The following is a 25561-nucleotide window of genomic DNA, read 5'->3' on the forward strand; positions in this document are numbered from 1 at the left end:
AGCTCGAGTTCAATCAGAACATCGGCTGTGCCATCTGCACCAGCGTGATCAGCGGCTGCGGGTAGATACCCAGCAACAGCACCAACGCGGCAGAGATCAGCACCACCACACCACCGGCGGTCAACGCCCAGTTGTTTGGCGTATCACGAACCAGCGTTTCCGGCGCACTGAGGAACAGGCTGACGGTCACACGCAGGTAGTAGTACAAACCGATCGCACTACCCAGCACCACGGCACCGGTCAACCACCACAGGTGAGCACTGACGCCCATCGCAATCACGAAGAACTTACCGATAAAGCCCAGCGTCATCGGGATACCGGCCAGGGACAGCATCATCACCGTCATAACCGCTGACAGGATTGGCTTGTGCCAGAACAGGCCGCGATAGGAGAACAGCGAGTCGGCGTCCGGGCCACGGTACGGGCTGGACATCAGGCTAACCACACCGAAGGCACCCAAGCTGCTGAACAGATAACCGGCCAGATAAACCCCGGCGGTTTCCAGCGACAACTGGTGGGTTTGCACCGCAACCAGTGCCACCAGCAGATAACCCAGGTGAGCGATCGAGGAGTAACCCAGCAGTCGCTTGATGTTGGTCTGGCTGATCGCCATCAGGTTACCGAACAGGATCGAGCAGACGGCGATGATCGACAACACCATCCGCAGCGCTTCGTTGTCGGCAGCCGGTGCATACAGGAACAAACGCATCACGACGGCGAAGATCGCAATCTTGCTGGCAGTAGCCAGGAAGGTTGAAACCGGCGCTGGCGCCCCTTGATACACATCCGGCGTCCACAGCTGGAAAGGTACCAGGGAGAGTTTGAAGCCCAGACCGACGATCATCATGCCCATGCCTGCCAGGATCAGCGGCTGATGCATCATGTTCTCCTGCATGCTCTTGCCCAGGCCTGCCAGTGACAGGTCACCGGATTCGGCGTACAGCAGCGCCATGCCGAACAGCAGGAAGCTGGAGGCCGCCGCAGACAGCACCATGTACTTGATGGCCGCTTCCAGCGAACGCTTCTGGCGATAGGCATACCCTATCAGACCAAACAGCGGCAGCGAGATCAGCTCAATACCCAGGAACAGTGAAGCCAGGTGGTTGGCGCTCGCCAGCAGAATGCCACCCATGGTAGCAATCAGCACCAGCAGGTAGAACTCTTCGCGGTTATCCGGGTAACCCACCAGCCATGGATAGGCGAAGGTACAGGTTGCCAGACTAGCCAACACCACCAGCCCGGTATAGAACATCGAGTAACCGTCAACCCGCACCAGCGGGGTGACGTCCATTGGGCCTACCTGGCCAACAAAGTAGAGTGAAAGCAGCGCCAGGTTAAGACCGATCACTGTCAGGGTGGCGTTGATAAAGTGGTCGCGTCGCCACGCAATGCACAGCATCACAACCACCACCGTCAATCCGACGATCAACAGCGGTAACAGTGCGATCAGTTGTTGAGGAGTTATTGTCATGGCGAATTACGGCCTTGTTGTTGAAATTGCTGAAACTGACGGACCAAACCAGTGTTGCACGTTGCTCATCGCCGCACTTGAGGTATCGAGGATTGGCTGAGGATAGACACCCAGCAGCACCAGCAGTACCACCAACAGCAGAATGATAAACAGTTCACGTGCGGTCATGCCCGGCAACGGTTGATCAGATTTCGGGGTGCCGTAGTAGGCACGCTGCATCATGATCAACGAGTAAACCGAAGCAAACACCAGACCGAAGGTAGAAATCACGGTGATCACTGGTACAACCTGGAAGCTGCCGAACAGGATCATGAATTCACCGACGAAGTTACCGGTACCCGGCATCCCCAGGGTAGCCACCGCGAAGAACAGTGACAGCGCAGGAAGGTACTTGATACGTCCCCACAGGCCGCCCATCTGACGCATATCGCGAGTGTGCAGACGTTCGTACAGCTGGCCACAGATGATGAACATACCCGCGGCAGACAAACCGTGGGCGATCATCTGGATCACCGCACCCTGGTAAGCCAGCTGGCTACCGGTGTAGATGGCAATCAGCACGAAGCCCATATGGGAAACGGAGGTATAGGCAATCAGACGTTTGATATCGGTCTGTGCGAACGCCATCCAGGCACCGTAGAAGATACCAATCACACCCAGCCACATGGCGATAGGGGCAAACTCGGCGGACGCGTTCGGGAACAGCGGCAGGCTGAAACGCAGCAGGCCGTAGGCCGCCGTCTTCAGCAAGATCCCCGCCAGGTCGACAGAACCCGCCGTTGGTGCCTGGCTATGCGCATCAGGCAACCAACCGTGTAATGGCACCACCGGCATTTTCACCGCAAACGCGATGAAGAAGCCCAGCATCAACAGGTATTCAACGTTGTGCGACATCGGGGTTTTCAGCAGATCTTCGTAGTTGAAGGTCCACACGCCGGTCGCATTGTAGTGCACGAATACCAGGCCCATGATCGCAATCAGCATCACCAGACCGCTGGCCTGGGTATAGATGAAGAACTTGGTTGCTGCGGTGATACGGGTTTTACCATCCGATGCTTTATGACCCCACAAGGCGATCAGGAAGTACATCGGCACCAGCATCATTTCCCAGAAGAAGAAGAACAGGAACAGGTCGATGGCGAGGAACACACCGATCACGCCGCCCAGGATCCACAACAGGTTCAGGTGGAAGAAGCCCTGATACTTCTGGATTTCACGCCAAGAACAGAGGATCGCCAGCACGCCCAGGAAACCGGTCAGCACTACCATCAGCAGTGACAGGCCGTCCAGCGCCAGGTGAATGCTGATGCCAAAGCGCGGGATCCACGGCAACATAAACTCAGACTGCCACTGCGGCACGCCCTGCGGTTTTATCAACGAATAGCCCCCCTGCAACCACAGTTGCAGAGAAAGCGCCAACGTCAGCCCCATTGCGATCAACGCTATCCAGCGCGGCGCCTTAGTACCGAAACGCTCGCACTGCCAGCACAGCAGACCGCCGATAAAGGGGATAAGAATTAGCCAAGGTAATAGCATGGCGTTTTGTGTCCCTTATATGAATAATCTAAAAAACTTGTATCGGGCCCTTGTTCGACAAGGGCCGAACCCAAAATGCGTCTGTTTAAATTATTCAGTTAAACCAAAATCAACAGAGCCAGTACCAGCACTGCACCCACACCCATAGACGCGATATACCAGCGGATCTGACCGTTCTCACTCACCGTCAGGCCACGGTTCCCCCAGCGGGAGAACAGCGCAGGCAGGTTCATCAGTGAGTTCAGCGGATCGCTTTGCAGCAGCTTGGCGATACCCAGGTATGGCTTGACGAACACTTTGTCATACAGCCAGTCGAAGCCCCAGGCATGGAACCACCAGGTCGAGAAGAAACGACCCGGAGCGCTGTTCGCGATGCTGTTGACCAGGCGACGTTGGCCCAGCCACAGCGCAGCTGCCAGCAGGATCCCGACGATAGCGACCACGCCAGAGGCGATCTCCAACGTCAGAACGCTACCGTGTGTCAGTTCGGTGGTTTCCGGCAGTACACCCTGCAACGGCGGCACAATCATCGCGCCGACGAAGGTGGACAGCACCATCAGAACCAACAGTGGCAGGTGGTGAGTAATACCTTTGCCCGCATGCGCTTTGATTTTCTCTTCGCCGTGGAACACGATGAAGATCATGCGGAAGGTATACAGTGAGGTCATGAATGCACCAATCAGACCGGCTATCATCAGGTTGAAGTGGCCGTTCGCCATGGCGCCCGCCAGGATTTCATCCTTACTGAAGAAGCCAGCGGTGACGATAGGCAGAGCAGACAGCGCCGCGCCCCCACCAGGAAGCACACATACACCAGCGGAATGCTCTTGCGCAGGCCACCCATCTTGAAGATGTTCTGCTCATGATGACAGGCCAGGATCACCGAACCGGAGGACAGGAACAGCAGCGCCTTGAAGAACGCGTGAGTCATCAGGTGGAAGATGGCCGCATCCCATGCTTGCACGCCCAGCGCCAGGAACATGTAGCCAATCTGGCTCATGGTGGAATAGGCAAGTACGCGTTTGATGTCGGTCTGCACCAGCGCGGCAAAGCCCGCCAGCAGCAGCGTAACGCCACCAATGATACCGACCAGATTCAGCACTTCCGGCGTCATCAGGAACAGGCCATGCATACGGGCAATCAGGTAGACACCTGCAGTAACCATGGTTGCCGCGTGGATCAATGCAGATACCGGGGTTGGACCCGCCATCGCATCTGCCAGCCAGGTTTGCAACGGCAGCTGAGCCGATTTACCGACTGCGCCACCCAGTAACATCAGGGTTGCCCAGGTCAATGCCGTATCGCCAACCGCCAGTTTCTGCGGTGCCAGCACCATCAGTTCACGAATGTTCAGCGTACCCAGCTCGTGGTACAGAATGAACAGCGCAATGGCCAGGAACACGTCGCCCACGCGGGTAACGATGAAGGCTTTCATTGCCGCCGCGCCGTTGGCCGGATCTTTGTAGTAGAAACCGATCAACAGGTAGCTGCACAGGCCCACGCCTTCCCAACCCAGGTACATCAGCAGCAGGTTGTCTGCCAGTACCAATACCACCATGCTGGCGATAAACAGGTTGGTGTAAGCGAAGAAGCGGGAGTAGCCCTCTTCACCACGCATGTACCAGGAAGCATACATGTGGATCAGGAAGCCAACGCCGGTGACCACTGACAACATGGTCAGCGACAGGCCGTCCAGCACCAGGGTAACGCCGACGTTAAAGTCGCCAACGCTCATCCAGTTCCACAGGCTTTGCTCATACAGCTGCACGCCAGCGGCCTTTTGGCCCAGGAAATCAATCGCCACATACACCGTGACCAGTGCCGCCAGGCCAATCGACCCTACGCCAACGGTAGCCGCGGTGTTTTCAGACCAGCGACCACGGGAAAATGCCAACAGCAGGAACCCGATCAGCGGTAGCAGAATAGTTAAATATAATAGGTTCATCCGCGCATCTCACTGACAGTGTCAATATCCAGGGTATGCCGACGACGGTAGAGCTGTAGCAGCAACGCCAGGCCGATACTGGCCTCGGCTGCCGCCAGGCTGATGGCCAGGATGTACATCACCTGCCCGTCGGTCTGGCCCCAATAGCTACCCGCCACGATAAACGCCAACGCCGCAGCGTTGATCATCACTTCCAGACTGATCAGCATAAACAGCAGGTTACGGCGTAACATCAAGCCAGTCAGCCCCAGGACGAACAGGATCGCCGCCAGGATCAGCCCATGTTGAAGAGGGATCATGCTTGGTCCTCCGATTTTCTTTTCGCCATTTCGCTGCTTGCCGGGGTATTGCTGAACACCTCACCCGGTTTGTGCTCACGACCAATGTGGAAGGCAACGACCAGGCCCGCCAACAGCAGCATTGAAGCCAGCTCAACCGCCAGCACGTAAGGACCAAACAGGCTGATCCCGACCGCTTTGGCGTCCACCATCTCACCGGTGATGCCCTGATCGGACACGCTGCGGATCGCCACAATCAGCACCACCAGCAAGATCAGTGACAACAGACCAGGGCCAATCCAGACGGCAGGCTTCAGCCAGTCGCGTTCTTGCTGCTGCACCGCGTTGCCGAGGTTGAGCATCATGACCACGAACACGAACAGCACCATAATGGCACCGGCGTAGACGATGATTTCCAGAGCACCCGCAAAGTAGGCACCCAGTGAGAAAAAGACTGCCGAGATCGCCAGTAAAGAGACGATCAGATACAGCAGCGCATGCACAGGATTGGTATGCGAGATGACGCGAATGGTCGCGATAATCGCAATGAACCCTGCCAGATAAAAGGCAATTTCCATGCTTGCTGGCTCCTTAAGGCAACAGACCTTTGACGTCGATCGGTTTGGCTTCGTTTTCGGCTTCGCCTTTGGCTTTGCCGTCAATCGCCATACCGGCCATCCGGTAGAAGTTATATTCCGGATATTTACCCGGCCCCGAGATCAACAGATCTTCTTTTTCGTACACCAGATCCTGGCGCTTGAACTCACCCATTTCGAAATCCGGCGTCAGCTGGATCGCGGTGGTTGGGCAAGCCTCTTCGCACAGACCGCAGAAAATGCAGCGTGAGAAGTTGATGCGGAAAAACTCCGGATACCAGCGGCCATCTTTCTGCTCTGCTTTTTGCAGGGAGATACAGCCAACCGGGCAGGCAACCGCACACAGGTTACAGGCCACGCAGCGCTCTTCACCGTCCGGATCGCGCGTCAGCACGATGCGGCCACGGTAGCGCGGCGGCAGGTAAACCGGTTCTTCCGGATACATCTGGGTTTCGCGTTTGGCGAAGGCGTGTAGGCCAATCATCCAAAGGCTGCGCACCTGGGTGCCGAAACCAACCACTAACTCTTTCAATGTCATGGTTTATTCACCCCTTATTGAGCGTTGTACAAAATGACCGCGGCGGTTGCCAGCAGGTTCAGCAGCGTCAACGGCAGGCAAATTTTCCAGCCGAATGACATCACCTGGTCATAACGCGGACGCGGCAACGAAGCACGGATCAGAATGAACATCACCATGAAGAAGGCCGTTTTCAGTGCGAACCAGATGAATGGCGGCAGGAATGGACCCTGCCAACCGCCGAAGAACAACGTCACAATCAGGGCGGACACGGTCACGATACCGATGTATTCCCCCACGAAGAACAGACCGAATTTCATACCGGAATATTCAATGTGGTAACCGTCGGCCAGTTCCTGCTCGGCTTCCGGCTGGTCAAATGGGTGGCGGTGACATACCGCCACACCGGCAATCGCAAAGGTAATGAAACCAAAGAATTGCGGAATGACGTTCCAGATGTGCGCCTGTGATTCAACAATCGCCTGCATGTTGAACGAGTCGGCTTGCGCCACCACGCCCAGCACGGACAGGCCAAGGAACACTTCGTAGCTCAGGGTTTGTGCCGAAGCACGCATCGCCCCTAACAGCGAGTATTTGTTGTTACTGGACCAGCCGGCGAACAGCACGGCATACACCGCCAGGCCAGCCATCATCAGGAAGAACAGAATACCGATGTTGAGATCGGCCACCGACCAGGTCGGGCTGACCGGCACGATGGCAAAGGCCAACAGCAGCGAGGTAAAGGCGATCACCGGGGCCAGCGTAAAGATCATGCGGTCGGCGAAGGTCGGAACCCAGTCTTCTTTGAAGAACATTTTGATCATGTCGGCGACCAGCTGCAGCGAACCGCCCCAGCCGACACGGTTTGGCCCGTAACGGTTCTGGAACAGGCCCAGCAGACGGCGTTCGCCGAAGCTCATAAACGCCCCGCAGGTGACCACGACCAACAGGATCACCACCGCTTTCAACACGGCGATCAGGATGTCGATCACCTCAGGTGTCAACCAGCTCATAGTGCCGCCTCCCGCAGATTTTCAACCTTCGCACCCACCAATACCGGCGGGATCCCTGGCAAGCCGAGCGGCAAACCAACCTGGCCTTGGCTCAGGGTTTCACTCAGGCGTACCGGCAAACGCAGCGTTTGACCTGCACAGCTGAACTCGACCCAGGCACCGGCATTGACACCAAGCTGTGCGGCATCGGCAACGTTGATCATCACGTAGGCCTGAGGCATACGCTGCTGGATCACTTCGGAGCGCTGTGACATTTCGTCACTGCCAAACAGGTGGTAATACGGCGCAACACGCCAGCCTTCGGCTTTGAACGCCGTAGGGATAGCCGTGAAGTAACCGAGGTTGCCCTCCCCTGCTTCGATCAGGCGGATACCCGGATCGCCATGGCGCAGTTTGCCGCCCACTTCGGCCTGGAACTTGTTCCATGCCTGCGGTGAGTTCCAACCTGGTGCCCAGGCAAATGGGATCTGCTGACGGTCAGCCAGCGGGCTGTTGTTCCCTTCCATCGAGAAGGCGAACATGGTGTCTTTATCCTGCGGCTGACGCGGTTCATGCACGCTGATATCGGCACGCATCGCAGTGCGGCCGCTGTAGCGGTGCGGTGAGCGGGCCAGTTTCTGACCGCGGATGCGGAAGGTCGCATCTGGGGCAGCTTCGACAATACCTTGCAACTGCGGCAATGCGGCTACGCAGGCGGCAATCACGTCATCGAGCTGGGTCCAGTCAACCTGGCGGCTGGTGTAGGTGGAGTGCAGCGAGTGCATCCAACGCCAGCTTTCCAACATCACGCTGTAGATATTTTTCTTGGCATCATCGTAATAAGCCGGGTCGTAGACCTGGAAGAAGCGCTGTGCGCGGCCTTCCTGGCTGACCAAGGTCCCATCGCTCTCTGCAAAACTGGCTGCAGACAGGATCAGGTTGGCTTTATCCATGATAGCGGTGCGCTGGTGATCGGCAACGATCAGGTTACTGATCTTGGCCAATGCGGCATCCACTTTGGCCGCCGGGGCGTGACGATAAAGATCGTTTTCCATCACGATGGCGGTATCAGCAGAACCACTTTCCAGTTGCACCAGTGCCTCGTCCAGCGAGCCACCACCAATCATCGCCAGACCCATGCTGTTGGCAGCGGCGGCAACGAAGGTGATGCCAACATCGGCACCGCGACCTTTCAACGCCTTGGCAATGTTGGCCGCAGCTTCAATGATAGCTGTGCTACCCGCATTGCTGCCGGTGATGATCAAGGGTTTCTGCGCACCGGCCAGGGCCTGTACGATCACGTCAATTTTCTTGTTCAGGTCTTCGGTCAGATCGGTCACCGCCGGGGCGGACTCATCCAGCGCGTGGGCAATGGCGAAGCCTAAACGGGCTTGCTCATCCACCGGCGCACGGTAGTTCCAGGCGGCGATATCGTCCAAGCGAGTGTTATCAACGTTAGTGACGAACAGCGGGTGTTTGGCGTGCTGCCCGATGGTTTGCACCGCCGCGATCTGCCAATCGGCAACGCGGTGTGCCGCAGCCATCGCGCGGGCTTTACCTTTCACTGCCTGACGCACCGACAGCGCGATACGAGCGCCGGTTTGGGTCAGATCTTCACCCAGTACCAACACCGCGTCGTAGCTTTCGATTTCACGCAGGTTAGGCGTATAAACGCCGCTGTTTTTCAACACGTTGAGTATCAGATTCAGGCGCTGTTGTTCAGCCTGATTGATGCCGGTATAGAAGTTCTCGGCGCCGACCAGTTCACGCAACGCAAAGTTGCTTTCCAGGCTGGCACGCGGTGAACCGATACCGATGGTTTTGTTGGCCTGACGCAGAATATCTGCCGCGCCCTGCATCGCCTGCTCGGCGTTCAGGGTGATCCAGTCGTTGCCACGCAGTTGCTGCGGCTGACGAGGGCGATCTTTCTGGTTCACATAGCCATAACCAAAGCGGCCGCGGTCACACAGGAAATAGTGGTTTACGCTGCCGTTGTAACGGTTCTCGATACGACGCAGTTCGCCATAGCGCTCACCCGGGCTGGTGTTACAGCCGATGCTGCACTGCTGGCAGATGCTCGGGGCAAACTGCATGTCCCACTTACGGTTGTAACGCTCGGAGTGGGTTTTATCGGTGAATACGCCGGTTGGGCACACTTCTACCAGGTTACCGGAGAACTCGCTTTCCAGCGTGCCGCTTTCCGGACGACCGAAATAGACGTTGTCGTGCGCGCCGTACACCCCGAAATCGGTGCCATCCGCGTAGTCTTTGTAGTAACGCACACAACGGTAACAGGCGATACAGCGGTTCATCTCGTGCGAGATAAATGGCCCCAGCTCCTGGTTGTTGTGGGTGCGCTTACTGAAGCGATATTTACGGAAGCTGTGGCCGGTCATTACTGTCATATCCTGCAGGTGACAGTTACCGCCCTCTTCACATACCGGACAGTCGTGCGGGTGGTTGGTCATCAACCACTCGACCACGCTTTCACGGAACTGTTTGGCTTCTGCGTCATCGATGGAAATAAAGGTTCCATCGGATGCCGGTGTCATACAGGACATCACCAAACGGCCACGCGTATCGTCCGCGTTTTGGTATTGCTTTACCGCACATTGGCGGCAAGCGCCGACGCTTCCAAGCGCCGGATGCCAGCAAAAGTAAGGAATATCGAGGCCGAGGGAGAGACACGCCTGCAACAGGTTGTCGGCTCCATCTACGTCGTATTCTTTGCCGTCTACATGAATCGTAGCCATAGTCAGCATGCTTCCAAGTGGCCTGCCCATAAGGCAGGCGTTAATCAAAAATTCTGGCCGTGTTTCGGGGCGCGCTCACCGCACCCAGGCAAAGCGGAATTACCAGCGTTGCTTCAACAAGTTGTTTGGCTGAATGCCGCCAACCGCCTGGAGATTGCCCAAGTACTGTGGGGAAATCCCGGCTTCAAACTCTTCACGGAAATATTTAATCGCGCTTTGCAGTGGCTCTACGGCACCTGGCGCATGGGCGCAGAAGGTTTTACCTGGGCCAAGGGAGCGGCACAGCTGCTCGAGGGTTTCGATATCCCCCGGCTGGCCTTCGCCTCTTTCCAAAGCACGCAGGATCTTCACGCTCCACGGCAAGCCGTCACGGCACGGTGTACACCAGCCACAGGACTCACGGGCAAAGAACTCTTCCAGGTTACGCACCAGGGGAACCATGCCGATTTCGTGATCCACCGCCATCGCCAGCGCCGTACCTAAACGGCTGCCCGCTTTACCGATGCTTTCAAAATCCATTGGCAGATCCAGGTGATCGGCGGTCAGGAAGTCGGTACCCGCCCCGCCCGGCTGCCAGGCTTTAAATTTCAGGCCATCGCGCATGCCACCGGCGTAATCTTCCAGAATTTCACGCGCGGTGGTCCCAAACGGCAGCTCCCAGACGCCTGGGTTTTTCACCCGGCCAGAGAAGCCCATCAGTTTGGTACCGGCGTCGTTACTCTTACCGGCGGAGATCCCTTTGTACCAGTCCACGCCATGCTCGAGGATGGCAGGCACGTTACACAGAGTCTCTACGTTGTTCACGCAGGTCGGTTTGCCCCATACACCCACGGAAGCTGGGAATGGCGGCTTGGAGCGCGGGTTGGCGCGGCGGCCTTCCAGCGAGTTGATCAGCGCCGTTTCTTCACCACAGATGTAGCGGCCAGCGCCGGTGTGGACGAACAGCTCGAAGTCAAAGCCGCTGCCCATGATATTTTTGCCCAGCAGGCCTGCTTCGGTAGCTTCCGCAATCGCACGGCGCAGATGCACTGCGGCCTCGACGTATTCGCCACGCAGGAAGATGTAACCCCGGTAGGCTTTCAGCGCGAATGCCGAAATCAGCATGCCTTCCACCAACAGGTGTGGCAGTTGCTCCATCAGCAGACGGTCTTTATAGGTGCCCGGCTCCATTTCATCGGCGTTACACAGCAGGTAACGGATGTTCATGGATTCGTCTTTCGGCATCAGGCTCCACTTCAAACCGGTGGAGAAACCTGCACCACCACGGCCTTTCAGCCCGGCATCTTTCACCAGGGTGACGATGTCGTCGGCGGCCATGCCTTTCAGCGCTTTTTCCGCGCCCTGGTAACCGTTCTTGCTGCGATATTCATCCAGCCATACCGGCTGTTGGTCATCGCGCAGGCGCCAGGTCAGCGGATGCATTTCGGCAGTACGTTTGATATCAATCATCATTTATACCGCTCCAACAGTTCGACCGCGTTCTCTGGCGTCAGGTGAGCATGAGTATCTTCATCGATCATCATGCTCGGGCCTTTGTCGCAGTTACCCAGGCAACAGGTCGGCAGCAGGGTGAAACGACCGTCGAAGGTAGTCTGGCCCGGCTTGATGTTGAGTTTCTTTTCCAGCGCGGCCTGAATGCCCTGGTAGCCGTTGATGTGACAAACCACGCTGTCACAGTAACGGATCACGTGGCGTCCTACTGGCTGGCGGAAAATCTGGCTGTAGAACGTGGCCACGCCTTCTACGTCGCTGGCTGGGATGCCCAGCACTTCAGCGATGGCATAAATCGCCCCATCCGGAACCCAGCCACGCTGCTTCTGCACGATCTTCAGTGCTTCAATGGAGGCGGCGCGTGGATCCTCGTAATGGTGCTTTTCGTGCTCGATCGCATCACGTTCTTCCGCGCTCAGCACAAATGCATCAGCGCCGCTCTGGGGAGCGGCTGCATTTGTGGCCTCAAGCGCATCGTGACTCACGTGAGTGTCTTTAAGATCATGCATAGTTAGCGGTCCACATCTGACATTACAAAATCGATACTACCCAGATAGACGATCAGGTCAGAGACCAGGCTGCCACGGATCACCGCAGGGATTTGCTGCAGGTGAGCATAGCTTGGCGTACGGATCCTGGTGCGATAGCTCATGGTGCTGCCGTCGCTGGTCAGGTAGTAGCTGTTGATCCCTTTCGTGGCTTCAACCATCTGGAATGATTCGTTGGCTGGCATCACCGGGCCCCAGGAAACCTGCAGGAAGTGGGTGATCAGCGTTTCAATATGTTGCAGCGTGCGCTCTTTCGGCGGCGGCGTGGTCAGCGGATGATCCGCCTTGAACGGGCCTTCCGGCATGTTGTTCAGGCACTGCTCAAGAATACGCAGGCTCTGGCGCAGCTCTTCCACTTTCAGCATCACGCGGGTGTAGCAGTCGCTGTTGCCGTCGCCGACCGGAACTTCGAAATCGAAGTTTTCATAGCCGGAGTATGGACGCCATTTACGCACGTCAAACTCAACACCGGTAGCACGCAGGCCAGCACCGGTCACACCCCATTCCAACGCTTCTTTGGCGTTGTAAGAAGCCACGCCGACAGAACGCCCTTTCAGAATGGTGTTGTGCAGTGCCGCTTTCACATAGGAATCGAGGCGCTTCGGCATCCAGTCCAGGAAGTCACGCAGCAGGCGATCCCAGCCACGTGGCAGGTCGTGCGCCACGCCACCAATACGGAACCAGGCCGGGTGCATACGGAAGCCGGTAATCGCTTCAACGACATCATAAACTTTCTGACGGTCGGTAAAGGCAAAGAACACCGGGGTCATGGCGCCCACGTCCTGGATAAAGGTACTGATGTATAGCAGGTGGCTGTTGATGCGGAACAGCTCAGACAGCATGACGCGGATGGTGTTGACACGATCCGGCACCACGATCCCGGCCAGTTTTTCCACCGCCAGTACGTAAGGCATTTCGTTTACACAGCCGCCAAGGTATTCGATACGGTCGGTATACGGGATAAAGCTGTGCCAGGACTGGCGTTCGCCCATCTTCTCTGCGCCACGGTGGTGGTAACCCACGTCCGGCACACAGTCGACGATGTCTTCACCGTCCAGCTGCAGAATGATACGGAATGCACCGTGTGAAGACGGGTGGTTCGGGCCGAGGTTAAGGAACATGAAGTCCTCGTTCTCGGTGCCGCGCTTCATACCCCAATCTTCCGGCTTGAATTTCAGCGACTCCATCTCCAGATCTTCTTTCTGTTTGGTCAACACAAAGGGATCGAATTCGGTGGCGCGCGCCGGGTAGTCTTTACGCAGTGGATGTCCTTCCCAACTCTGCGGCATCATGATGCGCGTCAGGTGCGGGTGGCCGTCGAAGGTAATACCGAACATTTCCCAGGTTTCGCGCTCATACCAGTTGGCATTCGGGAAAATCTTGGTCACTGTGGGCACGTGCAGGTCTTTTTCAGACAGCGCCACTTTCAGCATGATGTCGCGGTTACGTTCGACAGAGATCAGATGGTAGAAAACAGAGAAGTCCGCGGCAGGCAAGCCTTCACGGTGAGTACGAAGACGCTCGTCCATGCCATGCAGATCGAACAGCATGACGTACGGCTTCGGTTGTTTTCTTAAAAACGTCATTACTTCCAGCAACTGCTCAACTTTGACCCATACCACGGGCATTCCGGTACGGGTGGGCTGAACAGTAAAGGCTTCCGGCCCAAAACGGTTGCGCAGTTCGCCGATCACCGGATCATCAAGATGATCGCGGGTATGCCATGCAGGCAGAGCTTCGTGCGTCGTTAAATCTGTCATATTTTTTTTCACCACATTAAATGGCCATTTTTATTGCAAGCTTAACTATTCGTTGTTACCACAAAAAGGCAACGTAACTAGCCGATACCCGCAATTTTAAATCTCGTCAGGCGACCGAAGGTTGGTTACCGCAATACGCTCGGCGTGCTTACGTTCTTTTTCTGATGGCATATTGGCGCGGTACACGCCCTGATCGCCAACGACCCACGACAGCGGGCGACGTTCTTTGCCAATGGATTCTTGCAGCAGCAGCAGTGCCTGCATGTAAGCTTCCGGGCGCGGTGGGCAGCCTGGAATATACACGTCGACCGGCAGGAATTTATCCACGCCCTGGACGACCGAGTAAATATCGTACATGCCGCCGGAGTTGGCGCAGGAGCCCATCGAGATCACCCATTTAGGCTCCAGCATTTGCTCGTACAAACGCTGAATGACCGGGGCCATCTTGGTAAAGCAGGTGCCGGCAACGACCATAAAGTCGGCCTGGCGTGGGGAGGCACGCAATACTTCCGCACCAAAACGCGCCACGTCGTGAACGGCGGTAAACGAGGTCACCATTTCCACATAACAGCACGAAAGGCCGAAGTTATACGGCCAAAGAGAGTTTTTACGCCCCCAGTTCACCATGTCATGCAAAGCATGTTCGAGTTTACCCATGTAAACCGTACGGTGAACCTGCTGCTCAAGGGGATCGCCTACGATCTCCTGTTTTTGCAGGGGATAACGGTCATTCTCACCGTTCGGGTCTATGCGGGTGAGCGTATAGTCCATCTTAATGCCTCGCTGTTACTGCGGATGACTGTTGCTAGCGTTCTTGATGATAGTTGGCTTACTCAAACGCTTGGAGCGCGTCGGAGTCCAATCCAATGCGCCGATACGCACCAGATAAACCAAACCAGCCAATAACACCAAAATGAAAATGGCGGCTTCGATAAAGCCTACCCAACCGCTCTCACGAATCGAGACCGACCAGGCGTACAGGTATAAGGCTTCAACATCGAAAATGACGAAGAACATGGCCACCAGGTAGAACTTGGCGGACAGACGCAAACGCGCCGTACCGACCGAGTCGACCCCGGATTCATAAGGGGTGTTTTTGGCGCGAGCCTGGGCTCTCCCACCCAAGAAGAACGCACCCAGCAGCATGAAGCCGCAGAGCCCGATAGCCATGATAAGAAATACGGCGAACGCCCAGTGATGAGCGATGACTTCAATGGTTGTTGACATACTCTATGCTTACTCATCAAAAGTGGCGTCGATCGTTCTGCTCTTGTAACTGGCAGTTAGTGCACCACATCGATTTAAGGGAAGGATAAATAACCACACAAACAAGCTGCTTTTACAGAGAGTTAGGCAGTGTTTTACTGTGGGCTTTTTACTCCTTTCTATAACCTTCTGTCAACTTTGACAAAAGTATCTACACACTAATTTACATACGAAGCATTTAATTAACATATGATGCGCTTGGCTTAGGCTAAATCGTGTCAGTTGATTGCTCAACGGAAACAGATAGATATAACCCCACAGGCACATTTCACTTTTACTATACCATTCTCTCAGGAATTCCCTGTTGTTCCACTCACTACCTAGGGGTATTTTTTTGATCCAGGACACGTTTCAGGCAGAAATCCTCAAAAAAAGTGTGGCAGTTTAACAATTTTTGTCAATTTCAGGTAAAAAAACGTCAGCGTAAAATAGCAAAATAACCCTATCAACTCCAGGTATTTACTCGTTGTTATCACTGCATAAAAAACGAGCAACCCGAAGATATGAGGGTTTCACCTGCTAGAAATCATGCAGAAATACTCATTTAGCATCGAATTTACCTTCAACCGGCCAAAATGCTTGATTTCTCTTTTTTTAGCTAAAAAAAACCTCTGCCGTGGCAGAGGTTTGTAACTTTCAATACGGCTAGCTCAGGGTAAAACGCTACTCTTCGCTATCCGCCACGCTGGAACCTTCATCGATCACCGAAGATTCGCCGCCGCCGAAGTGGTAAATCTCACTGCCGTTTTGCACAGCACTGAAGATCGCCATGGCCAGTTCATTTTCGCACTTCATATCTTTGCACAGCGCATACTGCGTATCAGGAAGATGCGGTAAACCTTCCGCAGCGCCCAAAACTCGCAGATCTGGGCTCATCATTTCGATTGGCCGCACGGTGATCCCCAAACCTGCCCGGCACGCCGCGCGCACCGCAGAAAGCGTTGAGGCCACGTAGGCAATACGCCATGGAATGCCGGCAGCTTCAAGGTGCTTGATCGCCATCGCTCGGAACGGGCTTGGCTCATCCATCACCACCAGAGGGATCGGTTCCCCCGCCTGGTAATGGTAATCTGCCGAGCAGTACCACAACGTTGGAGACGTACGCAGAATGATGTGCGGATGCCCTTCGGTATCCACGGTGGTGATGGCCAGATCCACTTCGCCATTCTTCAGCATGTCGATCATGAACGGGCTACGCTTCACCCGCACATCAATCGCCAGCTTGGGATAGACCGACGTCACGCGGTTTAGCAAGAAAGGCAAAATGGTATCGGCGGTATCATCAGAAGCACCGATAGTCAGGACACCCTTGATATTGTTGTACATCAAGGAGGCACAGGCTTCGTCGTTGAAGCGCAGGATTTTCCTGGCGTAGCCGAGAAGCTGGATACCGTGTTCGGTTAACAACTTATTGCGCCCATGACGGGCGAACAACTCTTTGCCAACCAATTGCTCTAACCGCTGCATTTGTTGACTAACTGCGGACTGAGTACGACAAACAGCAACGGCAGCCGCCGCAAACGTATTCAAATCAGCAACAGCAACAAAGGTTCTTAGCAGATCGAGGTCGAGATTAAGTATCGGACGATTTGCACTTGTCATAGTGTTTTCTTCACTTTTTAAATTCTAATTTACAAACTACCCTGGTGTATTTCTAAGACGCAGCTGAAAAGGGCATGCGCCACTTATGACAGTACCCCACTCATTAGAAGAGGGCAAAAAAATTACTTATATTTCGTTATCTGCATCGCTTTTTATCCATGATCTATCGCAACGGCTTATTGATAGTGGTGAAAGTTACGACGAAAAGTGTTTACCCTTATAAGCATTGATAATCCTATGCGGGCAAAATCCCCCCTTTCCTCCCGGTTACCTCGATCCCTGGCCGCCAGAGACCATGACAGCATTGTTGTTTTCTGTACAAAATATTAACAACCCCCCCGTATATCGAACGTGCCATCGATTAGGGAATTTAATAAATTCAAGCAGTAAGTCTTTTGATTATTAAAAGACCCTGACCATTACTTAAATAAAATTTAAGTTAATTACTGAAGTGGACCTAATGTAATTCTACTTCAACTCAGTGTGGTATTGTCAGTACAGACATGAAACCAGATTAATCCCATATTACTATCTTTAAGCGGCTTTGGCGTTTTTCTGGCGCTTGGCATACACATTTCTGCGGTTAACTGATAAAAACCCTTTATGTGACACACACTTCCATTGGCATATAAACCTTAAATTTGCGACATATTCAGATTTAAACACTAAAAAAACGATCAATACAGATGGTTATTATCTTAAAAAGCGATTTTTGCCGATCGTTTTCACCAAAGCAGTGCATAACCCTTCAAAAGCCTGGCCTCCAGGAGTACATTGGACGGATTGCGGTGTTCCACGGTAGGAACGACCCTATCTTAGCAAAAGGCTCAACTTTCTATGTCCCCCATTGAGAAATCCAGCAAACTGGACAACGTCTGTTATGACATTCGTGGCCCGGTACTCAAAGAAGCTAAACGTCTTGAAGAAGAAGGCAATAAAGTCCTCAAGCTGAACATTGGCAACCCTGCCCCGTTCGGCTTTGATGCCCCCGATGAAATTCTGGTCGACGTGATCCGCAATCTGCCAACGGCACAAGGCTACTGCGACTCCAAAGGGCTCTACTCGGCGCGCAAGGCGATCATGCAGCACTATCAGGCACGTAACATGCGTGACGTGACCGTTGAGGATATCTACATTGGCAATGGCGTTTCTGAGCTGATCGTGCAATCCATGCAAGCGCTGCTGAACATCGGTGATGAAATGCTGGTGCCTGCGCCAGACTACCCGTTGTGGACCGCCGCCGTGTCGCTTTCCAGCGGCAAGGCCGTGCACTATATGTGCGACGAAGAATCTGGCTGGTTCCCGGATCTGGACGATATTCGCAGCAAAATCACTCCACGTACCCGTGGCATCGTGATCATCAACCCTAACAACCCCACCGGCGCGGTCTACAGCAAAGAACTGCTGGAACAGATCGTCGAGATCGCCCGCCAGCACGACCTGATCATCTTTGCCGACGAAATCTACGACAAGATCCTCTACGATGAGGCAGAGCATCACTCCATCGCCGCATTGGCCCCAGATCTGCTGACCGTCACCTTTAACGGCTTGTCCAAAACCTACCGCGTTGCCGGTTTCCGTCAGGGCTGGATGGTGCTCAACGGGCCGAAGAAGCATGCCAAAGGCTATATCGAAGGGCTGGAGATGCTGGCTTCCATGCGTCTTTGCGCCAACGTGCCAATGCAGCATGCGATCCAGACGGCGCTGGGCGGTTACCAGAGCATCAGCGAATTTATTCAGCCTGGTGGCCGCCTGTATGAACAACGCGACCGTACCTGGGAGCTGCTAAACGAGATCCCTGGCGTTTCCTGCGTGAAACCTCAGGGTGCGCTCTATATGTTCCCACGCATCGACGCGAAGCGCTTTAACATCCGCGACGACCAGAAGCTGGTGCTGGATCTGCTGTTACAAGAGAAGGTGTTACTGGTACAGGGCAGCGCGTTCAACTGGCCTTACCCAGACCACGTCCGCATCGTTACTCTGCCCCGCGTAGATGAATTGGAAATGGCAGTGGGCAAACTGGGCCGCTTCCTGGAAACCTATCACCAGTAATTTTGCCGGGCGCGGTTCGCTGCGCCCGTTTTCACCTCTATCGGTATAAGCACAATTTACGCCCCCTACAATTCCAAGGGATGTGCCTAGCTCCATAGCGTATAATGCACTCACTTGCCGCTGTAGAGAGAGCACCATGAGCCAGAGCCACTTCTTTGCCCACCTGTCCCGTTTGAAACTGATTAGCCGCTGGCCGCTGATGCGCAATGTGCGTACCGAAAACGTTTCCGAACACAGCTTGCAGGTCGCCTTTGTCGCCCATGCGCTGGCCGCGATCAAAAACCGCAAGTTTAACGGCAACCTGAATGCCGAACGCGTGGCGTTGTTGGCGATGTATCACGATGCCAGCGAAGTGCTGACCGGCGATATGCCCACTCCCATCAAGTATTACAATCCGCAGATTGCCCACGAATACAAAAAAATCGAGAAGATTGCCCAACAAAAGCTGTTGGAGATGCTGCCGGAAGAGTTACAGAACGATTTCCGCTCTATCCTGGACGAGCACCATCACAGCGAGGACGAAAAGCTGATCGTGAAGCAGGCCGATGCGCTATGCGCGTATCTGAAATGTCTGGAGGAGCTGTCGGCGGGGAATAATGAATTCAAGTTAGCTAAGGCACGCTTGGAGAAGACGTTGCAGCTACGTCACAGCCCAGAAATGGATTATTTTATGCAGGTATTCATCCCAAGCTTCAGCCTTTCGCTGGATGAAATCAGCAGCGACTCCCCCATGTAAGAGTAGAGCCAGGTGCTTGTGCGCCTGGCAATCTAAGACACCTTAGCCGCAGGTCGTACCTTCCGGCATTTCCACCGTGAATTCCTGCTCCACCACCGAGCGTAAATCGATACGTTGGAAGGTTTGCGTGACCAGGAAGCGGTAATTTTTATCCTGTGGGCTTTGAGGGAGTCACTCATGTATCTCGCACAACCACGCAGCAACTACAGAGAAGCTAAAGTAAGGGTTATAAATCCAGGTTTCATTTTCATGGCAACTCCAGAAGGAGCGCTAAACTAAGCCAGGGCGACACAGGCCGCCCTAAAGCCTCAACGAGCGGCAGCATGAGCCGATAAAATACCAAAACGCTTTAGGGTTTCGGTCGTTAGCTAGTTCATCGTATTCTCAAAAAAGATAAAGCGCCTGTTCTTAATCCTGACATAAAACGCAAACTGTATGCTTAAAACGCATACAACCAAGGCACCAGGATCACGCTGACAATCATCACCAGCACGGTGAACGGCACCCCAATTTTCAGAAAATCGCCAAACTTGTAGTTCCCCGGCCCCAACACCAGCGTATTGACCGGCGATGACACCGGCGTCATAAAGGCGGCGGAGGCGGCAATCGCAATAATCATGGCAAACGGATAAGGCGAAACACCCATTTCACGAGCCGCGGCGATGGCTATTGGGGCCATCAATACCGCCGTGGCGGTGTTGGAGATAAACAGCCCAATGGTGGCGCAAAGGACAAACAGACAGGCCAGCATGACGTGCGGCCCGGCGTCACCGGCAACGTCCATCAACCCACGGACGATCAGATCTACCCCGCCCGTTTTCTGCAACGCTTGGGCAAAGGGCATCATACCGACGATCAAAATGATGCTCGGCCAATGGATCGCCTTATAGGCACTTTCCATATCGATGCAGCGAAAGCGCCCCATCAACAGGCAAGCGATCAGCGCAGCGATCGGATTCGGGATCTCGTCGGTCAGCATCATCGCCACCATCAGCGCCAGGCAGAACAGCGCATGGGGTGCCTGGGTGATAGCCGGTGCCACTTCGTCCACTTCGGCGGGTAGGTTCAAGACGATAAAATCATGGGTTTTGGCCTGCAACTGGCGAATTGCTTTCCAGTCGCCGATCACCAACAAAATATCCCCCAGGCCCAAAGGCTCATCCACCAGCTTGCCTTGCAGGGTTTCACCATTGCGGCGGATGCCGACCACGTTGAGATCGTAACGGCTACGGAAAGCGGCATCGCGCACGCTTTTCCCCAGCAGTGCCGACTCAGGGATTAGCGAAACTTCGGCCATCCCCACGTTGCGCGACTGTTCGGAGAAATATTCCCCTCGCAGCACCATGGGCTCAAGCTGTTGCTCACTACAAAACTGACGCAGATCGATATCGCAATCCGTCATGTCGATCAGCAGTACGTCCCCTTCGCGCAGTTCCGTGCTGCCAAAGGCGCTGATCATCACCCGGCGAAAACGCTTCCAGCGCTCGATGCCGATAACGTTGGCGCTGTAGCGGGCACGCAAATGCAGTTCATCCAGCGAGCGGCCAATCAATGGCGAACCGCTACGCACCGCCAAACGACGCGCCCGCCCGGTGAGCTTATAGTCGCGGATCAAATCGCGGAAAGTCCGGCGCTCCCAGGCCGACTTGGTCTTGGTGCCGCCGCTGTCGCCGAGCCAGCGTCTTGCAACCAGCATGTACCCCACGCCCAACAGCAACACCACCAGGCCAATTGGCGTGACGCCAAAGAAGCCGAAACCGTCGATGCCTTCACGCACTAGTTCGCTGTTGACCACCATATTCGGCGGCGTAGCAACCAGCGTCATCATGCCACTGATCAAACCGGCAAAGCTCAGCGGCATCATCAACCGCCCTGGGGAGATTTTCATGCGCACCGCGACGCTGAGCACCACGGGAATAAAAATGGCAACCACCCCGGTTGAGCTCATAAAGGCCCCCAACCCGGCAACGGTGAACATCAGCAACATCATCATCTTGGTTTCACTGCTGCCCGCCACTCTCACCAGCCAGTCGCCAACCTGATAGGCCACCCCGGTGCGCACCAGCCCTTCGCCAATGACGAACAGAGCGGCAATCAAAATGACGTTAGGATCGCTGAAGCCAGCCGTTGCCTCTTGCAAGCTCAAAGTTCCGCTGAGCACAAACGCAATGATCACCAACAGTGCCACCACATCCATGCGCAGCTTGTTGGTGGTAAACAGCACAATGGCTATTAACAGTAAACTCAAAACCCAAAGTAATTCGCTGTTCAAAACGGCCTCATTCTGCAGTGATCCCGGCATAAGAAATTAGCATAAAAAAACCCCGACGATGCGGGGTCTAATCAAATTGAGGTAAGAATGTGCAGATTAAGCAATAAGTTCGATGACAACACCCTGTTCGGACTTGGCGATCTTGAGCTGTTCCAAAGAGGAAAGGATCAGATCCACCTGGTCCAGTTTCGGCGAGTCTGCCGGCGCATTTACCGCAATCACCTGGCAACCGGCAGCCAAGCCGGAAAGGATCCCGGCAGGAGCATCTTCCACCACCACACAATCCTGTGGTGCCAACCCAAGACCTTGTGCCCCTAACAGGTAGGCGTCTGGCTGCGGTTTACCCTGTTTAACACGTTCACTGGTGATAAACACCTCAGGAAGCGGTACCCCACCGGCAAGACGGCGTGCGTTAGCTACTGGCACGGAACCCGAGGTGACGATTGCCCAAGGTATCCCCAACGCATTGATCTGCTCCAGCAGGGCCAATGCACCTGGCAGGGCGTGGACGCCGTCGGTATCCTCTGCTTCCACCTGCTCAAGCAGTGTGAACTCATGCTGTAGCTCAGCCTCGGCGGCATTCGGCATAAAATGACGCAGCGAGGTGATCGCCTGTTTTCCGTGGATAAAGTCCAACACCTGTTGCGGGCTGATGCCATGGCGTTCTGCCCATTGCGTCCAGGCTCGCTCTACCGCCGGTAATGAATCTACTAACGTTCCATCAAGATCGAACAGAAAACCCTTACACTCCACGGGAAACCCCTCTACGTTTAATCAGGCATTGATGATTTGCGCAATCTCGACGGCGCTCAGATGATACTGGCGTGGGCAGGATAGCCAGATACTCAGCATGCGCTGGTATTTTTCCCACATTTTGGTTTGGGCGTTAAACCCGTGGCTGCCAGAATCGAAATGAGTATACCGCCCTTCCGTGTTCACCAGGAAACGCACATAACTCAGGTAACGCGCTTCGGTTGCTGCATCAAAACCAAGGAATGCCAGGCGACGCGCGTCCAGCCCCTGGCGATCCTTGAGGTTCTCCCAGGAAACCTGGAGCGCATGGTGCATTTCCATGATATTGATGATGGTGCGGCACACTTCTTCGCTCATCTCACCAAAATCACGATCCAGCTCGCGCATTTGCAAACCAAAACCGCGTTCGATGATCGTCTGCAAGCGGCGGTAGCGCTCTGCATTGTCCGGATCGAGCATGGTCATCATCTTGTATTGATTCGACAAAATCAGCCGTTGGGCGTGAGTCATTTCCATTTCATTGTCCTCAGTTCTGCAAATTAACCAGAGCATCGCATGACTTCAGTATGGCGTGGAATCACAACTAAACCTTTCTTTGATTTGAACCGGGTTTATACCCGTCGCCTTTCAAGTTGTAGCGTTGTTACCTGCACTTACTCACCCCAGTCACTTACTAAACGTAAGCTCCTGGGGATGAGTAAGCTTGGCGCCTAGCTACAACTTGAAATTCATAGGGTATAACTGTGCTAATCAATTGGTTCCAAGTGATGACAAGATCAATAGGGAGAAAATTAATGAGGTAATGGCAGGCCGGAAAGATCCGGCCGATTGATACTCAAAGATCGTCGAGGAAGGTTTTGTCCAACTGCTTGAAGGCGCGTTTCAGCACGTCCGCCAGCGCCTGGTAGGTTGGCGTCCCTTCAACGGGGGCAATCGCCTGCCCGGCTTCCGCCAGCTTGTTACGGACCTCATGGAACCATTGCAGCAGGGTTGGCGGCAACGGCGTCACGGAACGTCGGCCCAACCACCACAGCCCCTGCATCGGCAGGCTACAGGCAAACAGCGCGGTAGCAATCGCCGGGCCAAGCTGACCGCCGAGCGCAATCTGCCAGGTCAGGGTAAAAATCGCCAACGGTGGCATAAAGCGAACGGCAAAGCGGGTAGCGCGCGCCACGCGGTTCTCAGGGAAAAGCGGTGCCAGCCGTTTGTCTGCTGGCCAGGTTTTCATGTAATGCTGCCCGCGCTGGAATATCTGAAACCAGCTGACGGAACCGGATGGTCTGCTTGTCATTGCGCACCTCAACTTCACGTATAAAAAATAAAATATTCTTGCAAACACACTAACAAAAAAGTTGAAGCTTTAAATTTATTTTGTGTTTGTGGCGGGCTATCGGTATCCTAAGCCGGCCATGTGCCGGTAGAAGATGACAGAAGATTTGTCAACTTTTAGCCCTATCTCCCTAATCCTGCCGTTGGCGGCCATGTGGGGCTAGGAAGCGGTAAAAATCAGGATCGCTTAAACCGCAGAGAAATCATCGGTTTTTTCATCATTGTGTCCTTTGTATCACTGACATGATGTTAATCATAAATGTCAACGGCATTATGCGCTACGCTTGTTGTCTGATTGACGTTTTATTCACCACGTGTTTTTGGGTCTTCCTTAATACCAACACGAACTATAAGTAGGTACTTCCATGTCGAGTAAGCTAGTACTGGTCCTTAACTGCGGCAGTTCTTCCCTGAAATTCGCCATCATCGATGCAGCCAACGGTGAAGAATACCTCTCTGGCCTGGCCGAGTGCTTCCATCTTCCTGAAGCCCGTATCAAATGGAAAATGGATGGCGGTAAACAAGAAGCGGCACTGGGTGCCGGCGCAGCGCACAGCGAAGCGCTGAACTTCATTGTTAATACTATTCTGGCACAAAAACCAGAGCTTTCCGCCCAGTTGACCGCTATCGGCCACCGCATCGTGCACGGCGGCGAGAAGTTCACGGCTTCTGCCGTCATCAACGACGAAGTCCTGCAGGGTATCAAAGATTCGGTACCTTTTGCACCACTGCATAACCCGGCTCACCTGATCGGTATTGCTGAAGCGTTGAAATCCTTCCCTAATCTGGCTGATAAAAACGTTGCCGTGTTTGACACCGCGTTCCATCAGACCATGCCGGAAGAGTCCTACCTGTATGCCCTGCCGTACAGCCTGTACCGTGACCATGGCGTTCGTCGCTACGGCGCACATGGCACCAGCCACTTCTACGTGACTCAAGAAGCCGCGAAGGCGCTGAACAAGCCGGTTGAAGAAGTTAACATCATCACCTGCCATCTGGGCAACGGCGGTTCCGTAACCGCAGTACGCAACGGTAAGTGTGTTGATACTTCCATGGGTCTGACCCCGCTGGAAGGCCTGGTAATGGGTACCCGCAGTGGTGACATCGATCCAGCCATCATCTTCCACCTGCACGACGCCATGGGCATGAGCGTTGACCAGATCAACAAGATGCTGACCAAAGAGTCTGGCCTGCTGGGCCTGACCGAAGTCACCAGCGACTGCCGTTACGTTGAAGACAACTATGACACCAAGGCCGATGCCAAGCGTGCCATGGACGTCTTCTGCCACCGTCTGGCCAAGTACATCGGTGCCTATAGCGCCCTGATGGAAGGCCGTCTGGATGCCGTGATCTTCACCGGTGGTATCGGTGAGAACGCCGCGATGGTACGCGAGCTGACCCTGGACAAACTGGGCCTGCTGGGCTTTGAAATCGATCACGAACGCAACCTGGCTGCCCGCTTCGGCAAATCAGGCAACATCACCAAAGACGGCAGCCGTCCGGCACTGGTGATCCCGACCAACGAAGAATTGGTCATCGCGCAAGACGCTTCCCGTCTGACCGCTTAATGCTCTCCACACCGTCAGCTCAGGCTGGCGGTGTTGTTTTGAGCCTGTCATCTTTGTCTGCGCCCCCGTTGCAGGCAGAAAACCGTGAAGAGGACT

General features: G+C 54.6%; 20 protein-coding genes and 1 pseudogene. 3 read left to right on the forward strand and 18 right to left on the reverse strand.

Features of this window, described 5'->3' with window-relative positions:
* Nucleotides 1–13: 13 nt before the first annotated feature.
* The 14 genes and pseudogenes from nuoN to lrhA form a co-directional block, all read right to left on the reverse strand.
* Nucleotides 14–1471: an NADH-quinone oxidoreductase subunit NuoN gene (nuoN, locus tag D9980_RS11650; RefSeq protein WP_021805986.1), complete on the reverse strand. Its 1458-nt coding sequence runs from the start codon at nucleotides 1469–1471 to the stop codon at nucleotides 14–16.
* Nucleotides 1472–1477: 6 nt separating this feature from the next.
* Nucleotides 1478–3007 (reverse strand): NADH-quinone oxidoreductase subunit M, encoded by a 1530-nt coding sequence (gene nuoM, locus D9980_RS11655; RefSeq protein ID WP_024485132.1) that lies wholly within the window; start codon nucleotides 3005–3007, stop codon nucleotides 1478–1480.
* 98 nt (nucleotides 3008–3105) lie between these two features.
* Nucleotides 3106–4952: pseudogene (gene nuoL, locus D9980_RS11660) on the reverse strand (NADH-quinone oxidoreductase subunit L).
* Entirely contained in the window at nucleotides 4949–5251 is a 303-nt protein-coding gene (nuoK, locus tag D9980_RS11665; RefSeq protein WP_021178516.1) for an NADH-quinone oxidoreductase subunit NuoK, read from the reverse strand. The pseudogene nuoL and the gene nuoK overlap by 4 nt, the downstream one beginning before the upstream one ends.
* On the reverse strand, nucleotides 5248–5808 hold the full coding sequence (gene nuoJ, locus D9980_RS11670) for an NADH-quinone oxidoreductase subunit J (RefSeq protein WP_021805989.1): 561 nt from the start codon (nucleotides 5806–5808) through the stop codon (nucleotides 5248–5250). Before nuoJ ends, nuoK begins: the two co-directional genes overlap by 4 nt.
* A 13-nt stretch (nucleotides 5809–5821) precedes the next feature.
* Nucleotides 5822–6364 (reverse strand): NADH-quinone oxidoreductase subunit NuoI, encoded by a 543-nt coding sequence (nuoI, locus tag D9980_RS11675; protein ID WP_021178518.1) that lies wholly within the window; start codon nucleotides 6362–6364, stop codon nucleotides 5822–5824.
* A 14-nt stretch (nucleotides 6365–6378) separates the two neighbouring features.
* On the reverse strand, nucleotides 6379–7356 hold the full coding sequence (gene nuoH / locus D9980_RS11680; protein WP_021805990.1) for an NADH-quinone oxidoreductase subunit NuoH: 978 nt from the start codon (nucleotides 7354–7356) through the stop codon (nucleotides 6379–6381).
* Nucleotides 7353–10088, reverse strand: coding sequence for an NADH-quinone oxidoreductase subunit NuoG (nuoG, locus tag D9980_RS11685; RefSeq protein ID WP_121609010.1), 2736 nt, complete (start codon nucleotides 10086–10088; stop codon nucleotides 7353–7355). Before nuoG ends, nuoH begins: the two co-directional genes overlap by 4 nt.
* A 99-nt stretch (nucleotides 10089–10187) precedes the next feature.
* Nucleotides 10188–11540 (reverse strand): NADH-quinone oxidoreductase subunit NuoF, encoded by a 1353-nt coding sequence (gene nuoF, locus D9980_RS11690; protein WP_021805992.1) that lies wholly within the window; start codon nucleotides 11538–11540, stop codon nucleotides 10188–10190.
* Nucleotides 11537–12088: an NADH-quinone oxidoreductase subunit NuoE gene (nuoE, locus tag D9980_RS11695; protein WP_238393707.1), complete on the reverse strand. Its 552-nt coding sequence runs from the start codon at nucleotides 12086–12088 to the stop codon at nucleotides 11537–11539. The genes nuoF and nuoE overlap by 4 nt, the downstream gene beginning before the upstream one ends.
* Before the next feature lie 2 nt (nucleotides 12089–12090).
* On the reverse strand, nucleotides 12091–13899 hold the full coding sequence (nuoC, locus tag D9980_RS11700) for an NADH-quinone oxidoreductase subunit C/D (protein ID WP_202913995.1): 1809 nt from the start codon (nucleotides 13897–13899) through the stop codon (nucleotides 12091–12093).
* A gap of 84 nt (nucleotides 13900–13983) precedes the next feature.
* The gene (locus D9980_RS11705) at nucleotides 13984–14658 is read right to left on the reverse strand and encodes an NADH-quinone oxidoreductase subunit B family protein (protein ID WP_021178525.1); all 675 of its coding nucleotides are present in this window, start codon (nucleotides 14656–14658) and stop codon (nucleotides 13984–13986) included.
* Nucleotides 14659–14673: 15 nt separating this feature from the next.
* Entirely contained in the window at nucleotides 14674–15114 is a 441-nt protein-coding gene (locus D9980_RS11710) for an NADH-quinone oxidoreductase subunit A (protein ID WP_021178526.1), read from the reverse strand.
* Nucleotides 15115–15816: 702 nt separating this feature from the next.
* Nucleotides 15817–16755 carry a transcriptional regulator LrhA gene (gene lrhA / locus D9980_RS11715; protein ID WP_065683097.1) on the reverse strand — a complete coding sequence of 313 codons (939 nt, stop codon included), beginning with the start codon at nucleotides 16753–16755 and terminating at the stop codon, nucleotides 15817–15819.
* A gap of 837 nt (nucleotides 16756–17592) precedes the next feature.
* Here lrhA and D9980_RS11720 point away from each other — a divergent pair.
* Both D9980_RS11720 and yfbR read left to right on the forward strand, forming a co-directional pair.
* Nucleotides 17593–18807, forward strand: a complete 1215-nt coding sequence (locus tag D9980_RS11720; protein ID WP_021805995.1) for a pyridoxal phosphate-dependent aminotransferase — start codon at nucleotides 17593–17595, stop codon at nucleotides 18805–18807.
* 136 nt (nucleotides 18808–18943) lie between these two features.
* Nucleotides 18944–19543 carry a 5'-deoxynucleotidase gene (yfbR, locus tag D9980_RS11725; protein ID WP_021178529.1) on the forward strand — a complete coding sequence of 200 codons (600 nt, stop codon included), beginning with the start codon at nucleotides 18944–18946 and terminating at the stop codon, nucleotides 19541–19543.
* Nucleotides 19544–19982: 439 nt separating this feature from the next.
* Here the strand turns inward: yfbR and D9980_RS11730 are convergent, their stop codons facing one another.
* The 4 genes from D9980_RS11730 to yfbV all read right to left on the reverse strand — a co-directional run bounded on the left by D9980_RS11730 (nucleotide 19983) and on the right by yfbV (nucleotide 23859).
* Complete coding sequence (locus D9980_RS11730; RefSeq protein ID WP_021178530.1) at nucleotides 19983–21815, reverse strand: SLC13 family permease; 1833 nt, start codon at nucleotides 21813–21815, stop codon at nucleotides 19983–19985.
* 96 nt (nucleotides 21816–21911) lie between these two features.
* Entirely contained in the window at nucleotides 21912–22568 is a 657-nt protein-coding gene (locus D9980_RS11735) for a sugar phosphatase (RefSeq protein ID WP_121607384.1), read from the reverse strand.
* 21 nt (nucleotides 22569–22589) lie between these two features.
* Nucleotides 22590–23084: a YfbU family protein gene (locus D9980_RS11740; protein ID WP_021178532.1), complete on the reverse strand. Its 495-nt coding sequence runs from the start codon at nucleotides 23082–23084 to the stop codon at nucleotides 22590–22592.
* A gap of 319 nt (nucleotides 23085–23403) precedes the next feature.
* The gene (yfbV, locus tag D9980_RS11745; protein WP_024485138.1) at nucleotides 23404–23859 is read right to left on the reverse strand and encodes a terminus macrodomain insulation protein YfbV; all 456 of its coding nucleotides are present in this window, start codon (nucleotides 23857–23859) and stop codon (nucleotides 23404–23406) included.
* Between the two features lie 403 nt (nucleotides 23860–24262).
* Here yfbV and ackA point away from each other — a divergent pair, with 403 nt between their 5' ends.
* Nucleotides 24263–25465: an acetate kinase gene (ackA, locus tag D9980_RS11750; protein WP_021806000.1), complete on the forward strand. Its 1203-nt coding sequence runs from the start codon at nucleotides 24263–24265 to the stop codon at nucleotides 25463–25465.
* The last annotated feature ends 96 nt before the right edge of the window (nucleotides 25466–25561 follow it).

The sequence above is a fragment of the Serratia sp. 3ACOL1 genome, from assembly GCF_003668775.1.
GTDB classification, from domain to species: domain Bacteria; phylum Pseudomonadota; class Gammaproteobacteria; order Enterobacterales; family Enterobacteriaceae; genus Chania; species Chania fonticola.

Coding starts and splice junctions, on each gene's coding strand:
- nuoN (WP_021805986.1), bottom strand. CDS start 1,471: ATGACAATAACTCCTCAACAACTGATCGCACTGTTACCGCTGTTGATC.
- nuoM (WP_024485132.1), bottom strand. CDS start 3,007: ATGCTATTACCTTGGCTAATTCTTATCCCCTTTATCGGCGGTCTGCTG.
- nuoK (WP_021178516.1), bottom strand. CDS start 5,251: ATGATCCCTCTTCAACATGGGCTGATCCTGGCGGCGATCCTGTTCGTC.
- nuoJ (WP_021805989.1), bottom strand. CDS start 5,808: ATGGAAATTGCCTTTTATCTGGCAGGGTTCATTGCGATTATCGCGACC.
- nuoI (WP_021178518.1), bottom strand. CDS start 6,364: ATGACATTGAAAGAGTTAGTGGTTGGTTTCGGCACCCAGGTGCGCAGC.
- nuoH (WP_021805990.1), bottom strand. CDS start 7,356: ATGAGCTGGTTGACACCTGAGGTGATCGACATCCTGATCGCCGTGTTG.
- nuoG (WP_121609010.1), bottom strand. CDS start 10,088: ATGGCTACGATTCATGTAGACGGCAAAGAATACGACGTAGATGGAGCC.
- nuoF (WP_021805992.1), bottom strand. CDS start 11,540: ATGATGATTGATATCAAACGTACTGCCGAAATGCATCCGCTGACCTGG.
- nuoE (WP_238393707.1), bottom strand. CDS start 12,088: ATGCATGATCTTAAAGACACTCACGTGAGTCACGATGCGCTTGAGGCC.
- D9980_RS11705 (WP_021178525.1), bottom strand. CDS start 14,658: ATGGACTATACGCTCACCCGCATAGACCCGAACGGTGAGAATGACCGT.
- D9980_RS11710 (WP_021178526.1), bottom strand. CDS start 15,114: ATGTCAACAACCATTGAAGTCATCGCTCATCACTGGGCGTTCGCCGTA.
- lrhA (WP_065683097.1), bottom strand. CDS start 16,755: ATGACAAGTGCAAATCGTCCGATACTTAATCTCGACCTCGATCTGCTA.
- D9980_RS11720 (WP_021805995.1), top strand. CDS start 17,593: ATGTCCCCCATTGAGAAATCCAGCAAACTGGACAACGTCTGTTATGAC.
- yfbR (WP_021178529.1), top strand. CDS start 18,944: ATGAGCCAGAGCCACTTCTTTGCCCACCTGTCCCGTTTGAAACTGATT.
- D9980_RS11740 (WP_021178532.1), bottom strand. CDS start 23,084: ATGGAAATGACTCACGCCCAACGGCTGATTTTGTCGAATCAATACAAG.
- yfbV (WP_024485138.1), bottom strand. CDS start 23,859: ATGACAAGCAGACCATCCGGTTCCGTCAGCTGGTTTCAGATATTCCAG.
- ackA (WP_021806000.1), top strand. CDS start 24,263: ATGTCGAGTAAGCTAGTACTGGTCCTTAACTGCGGCAGTTCTTCCCTG.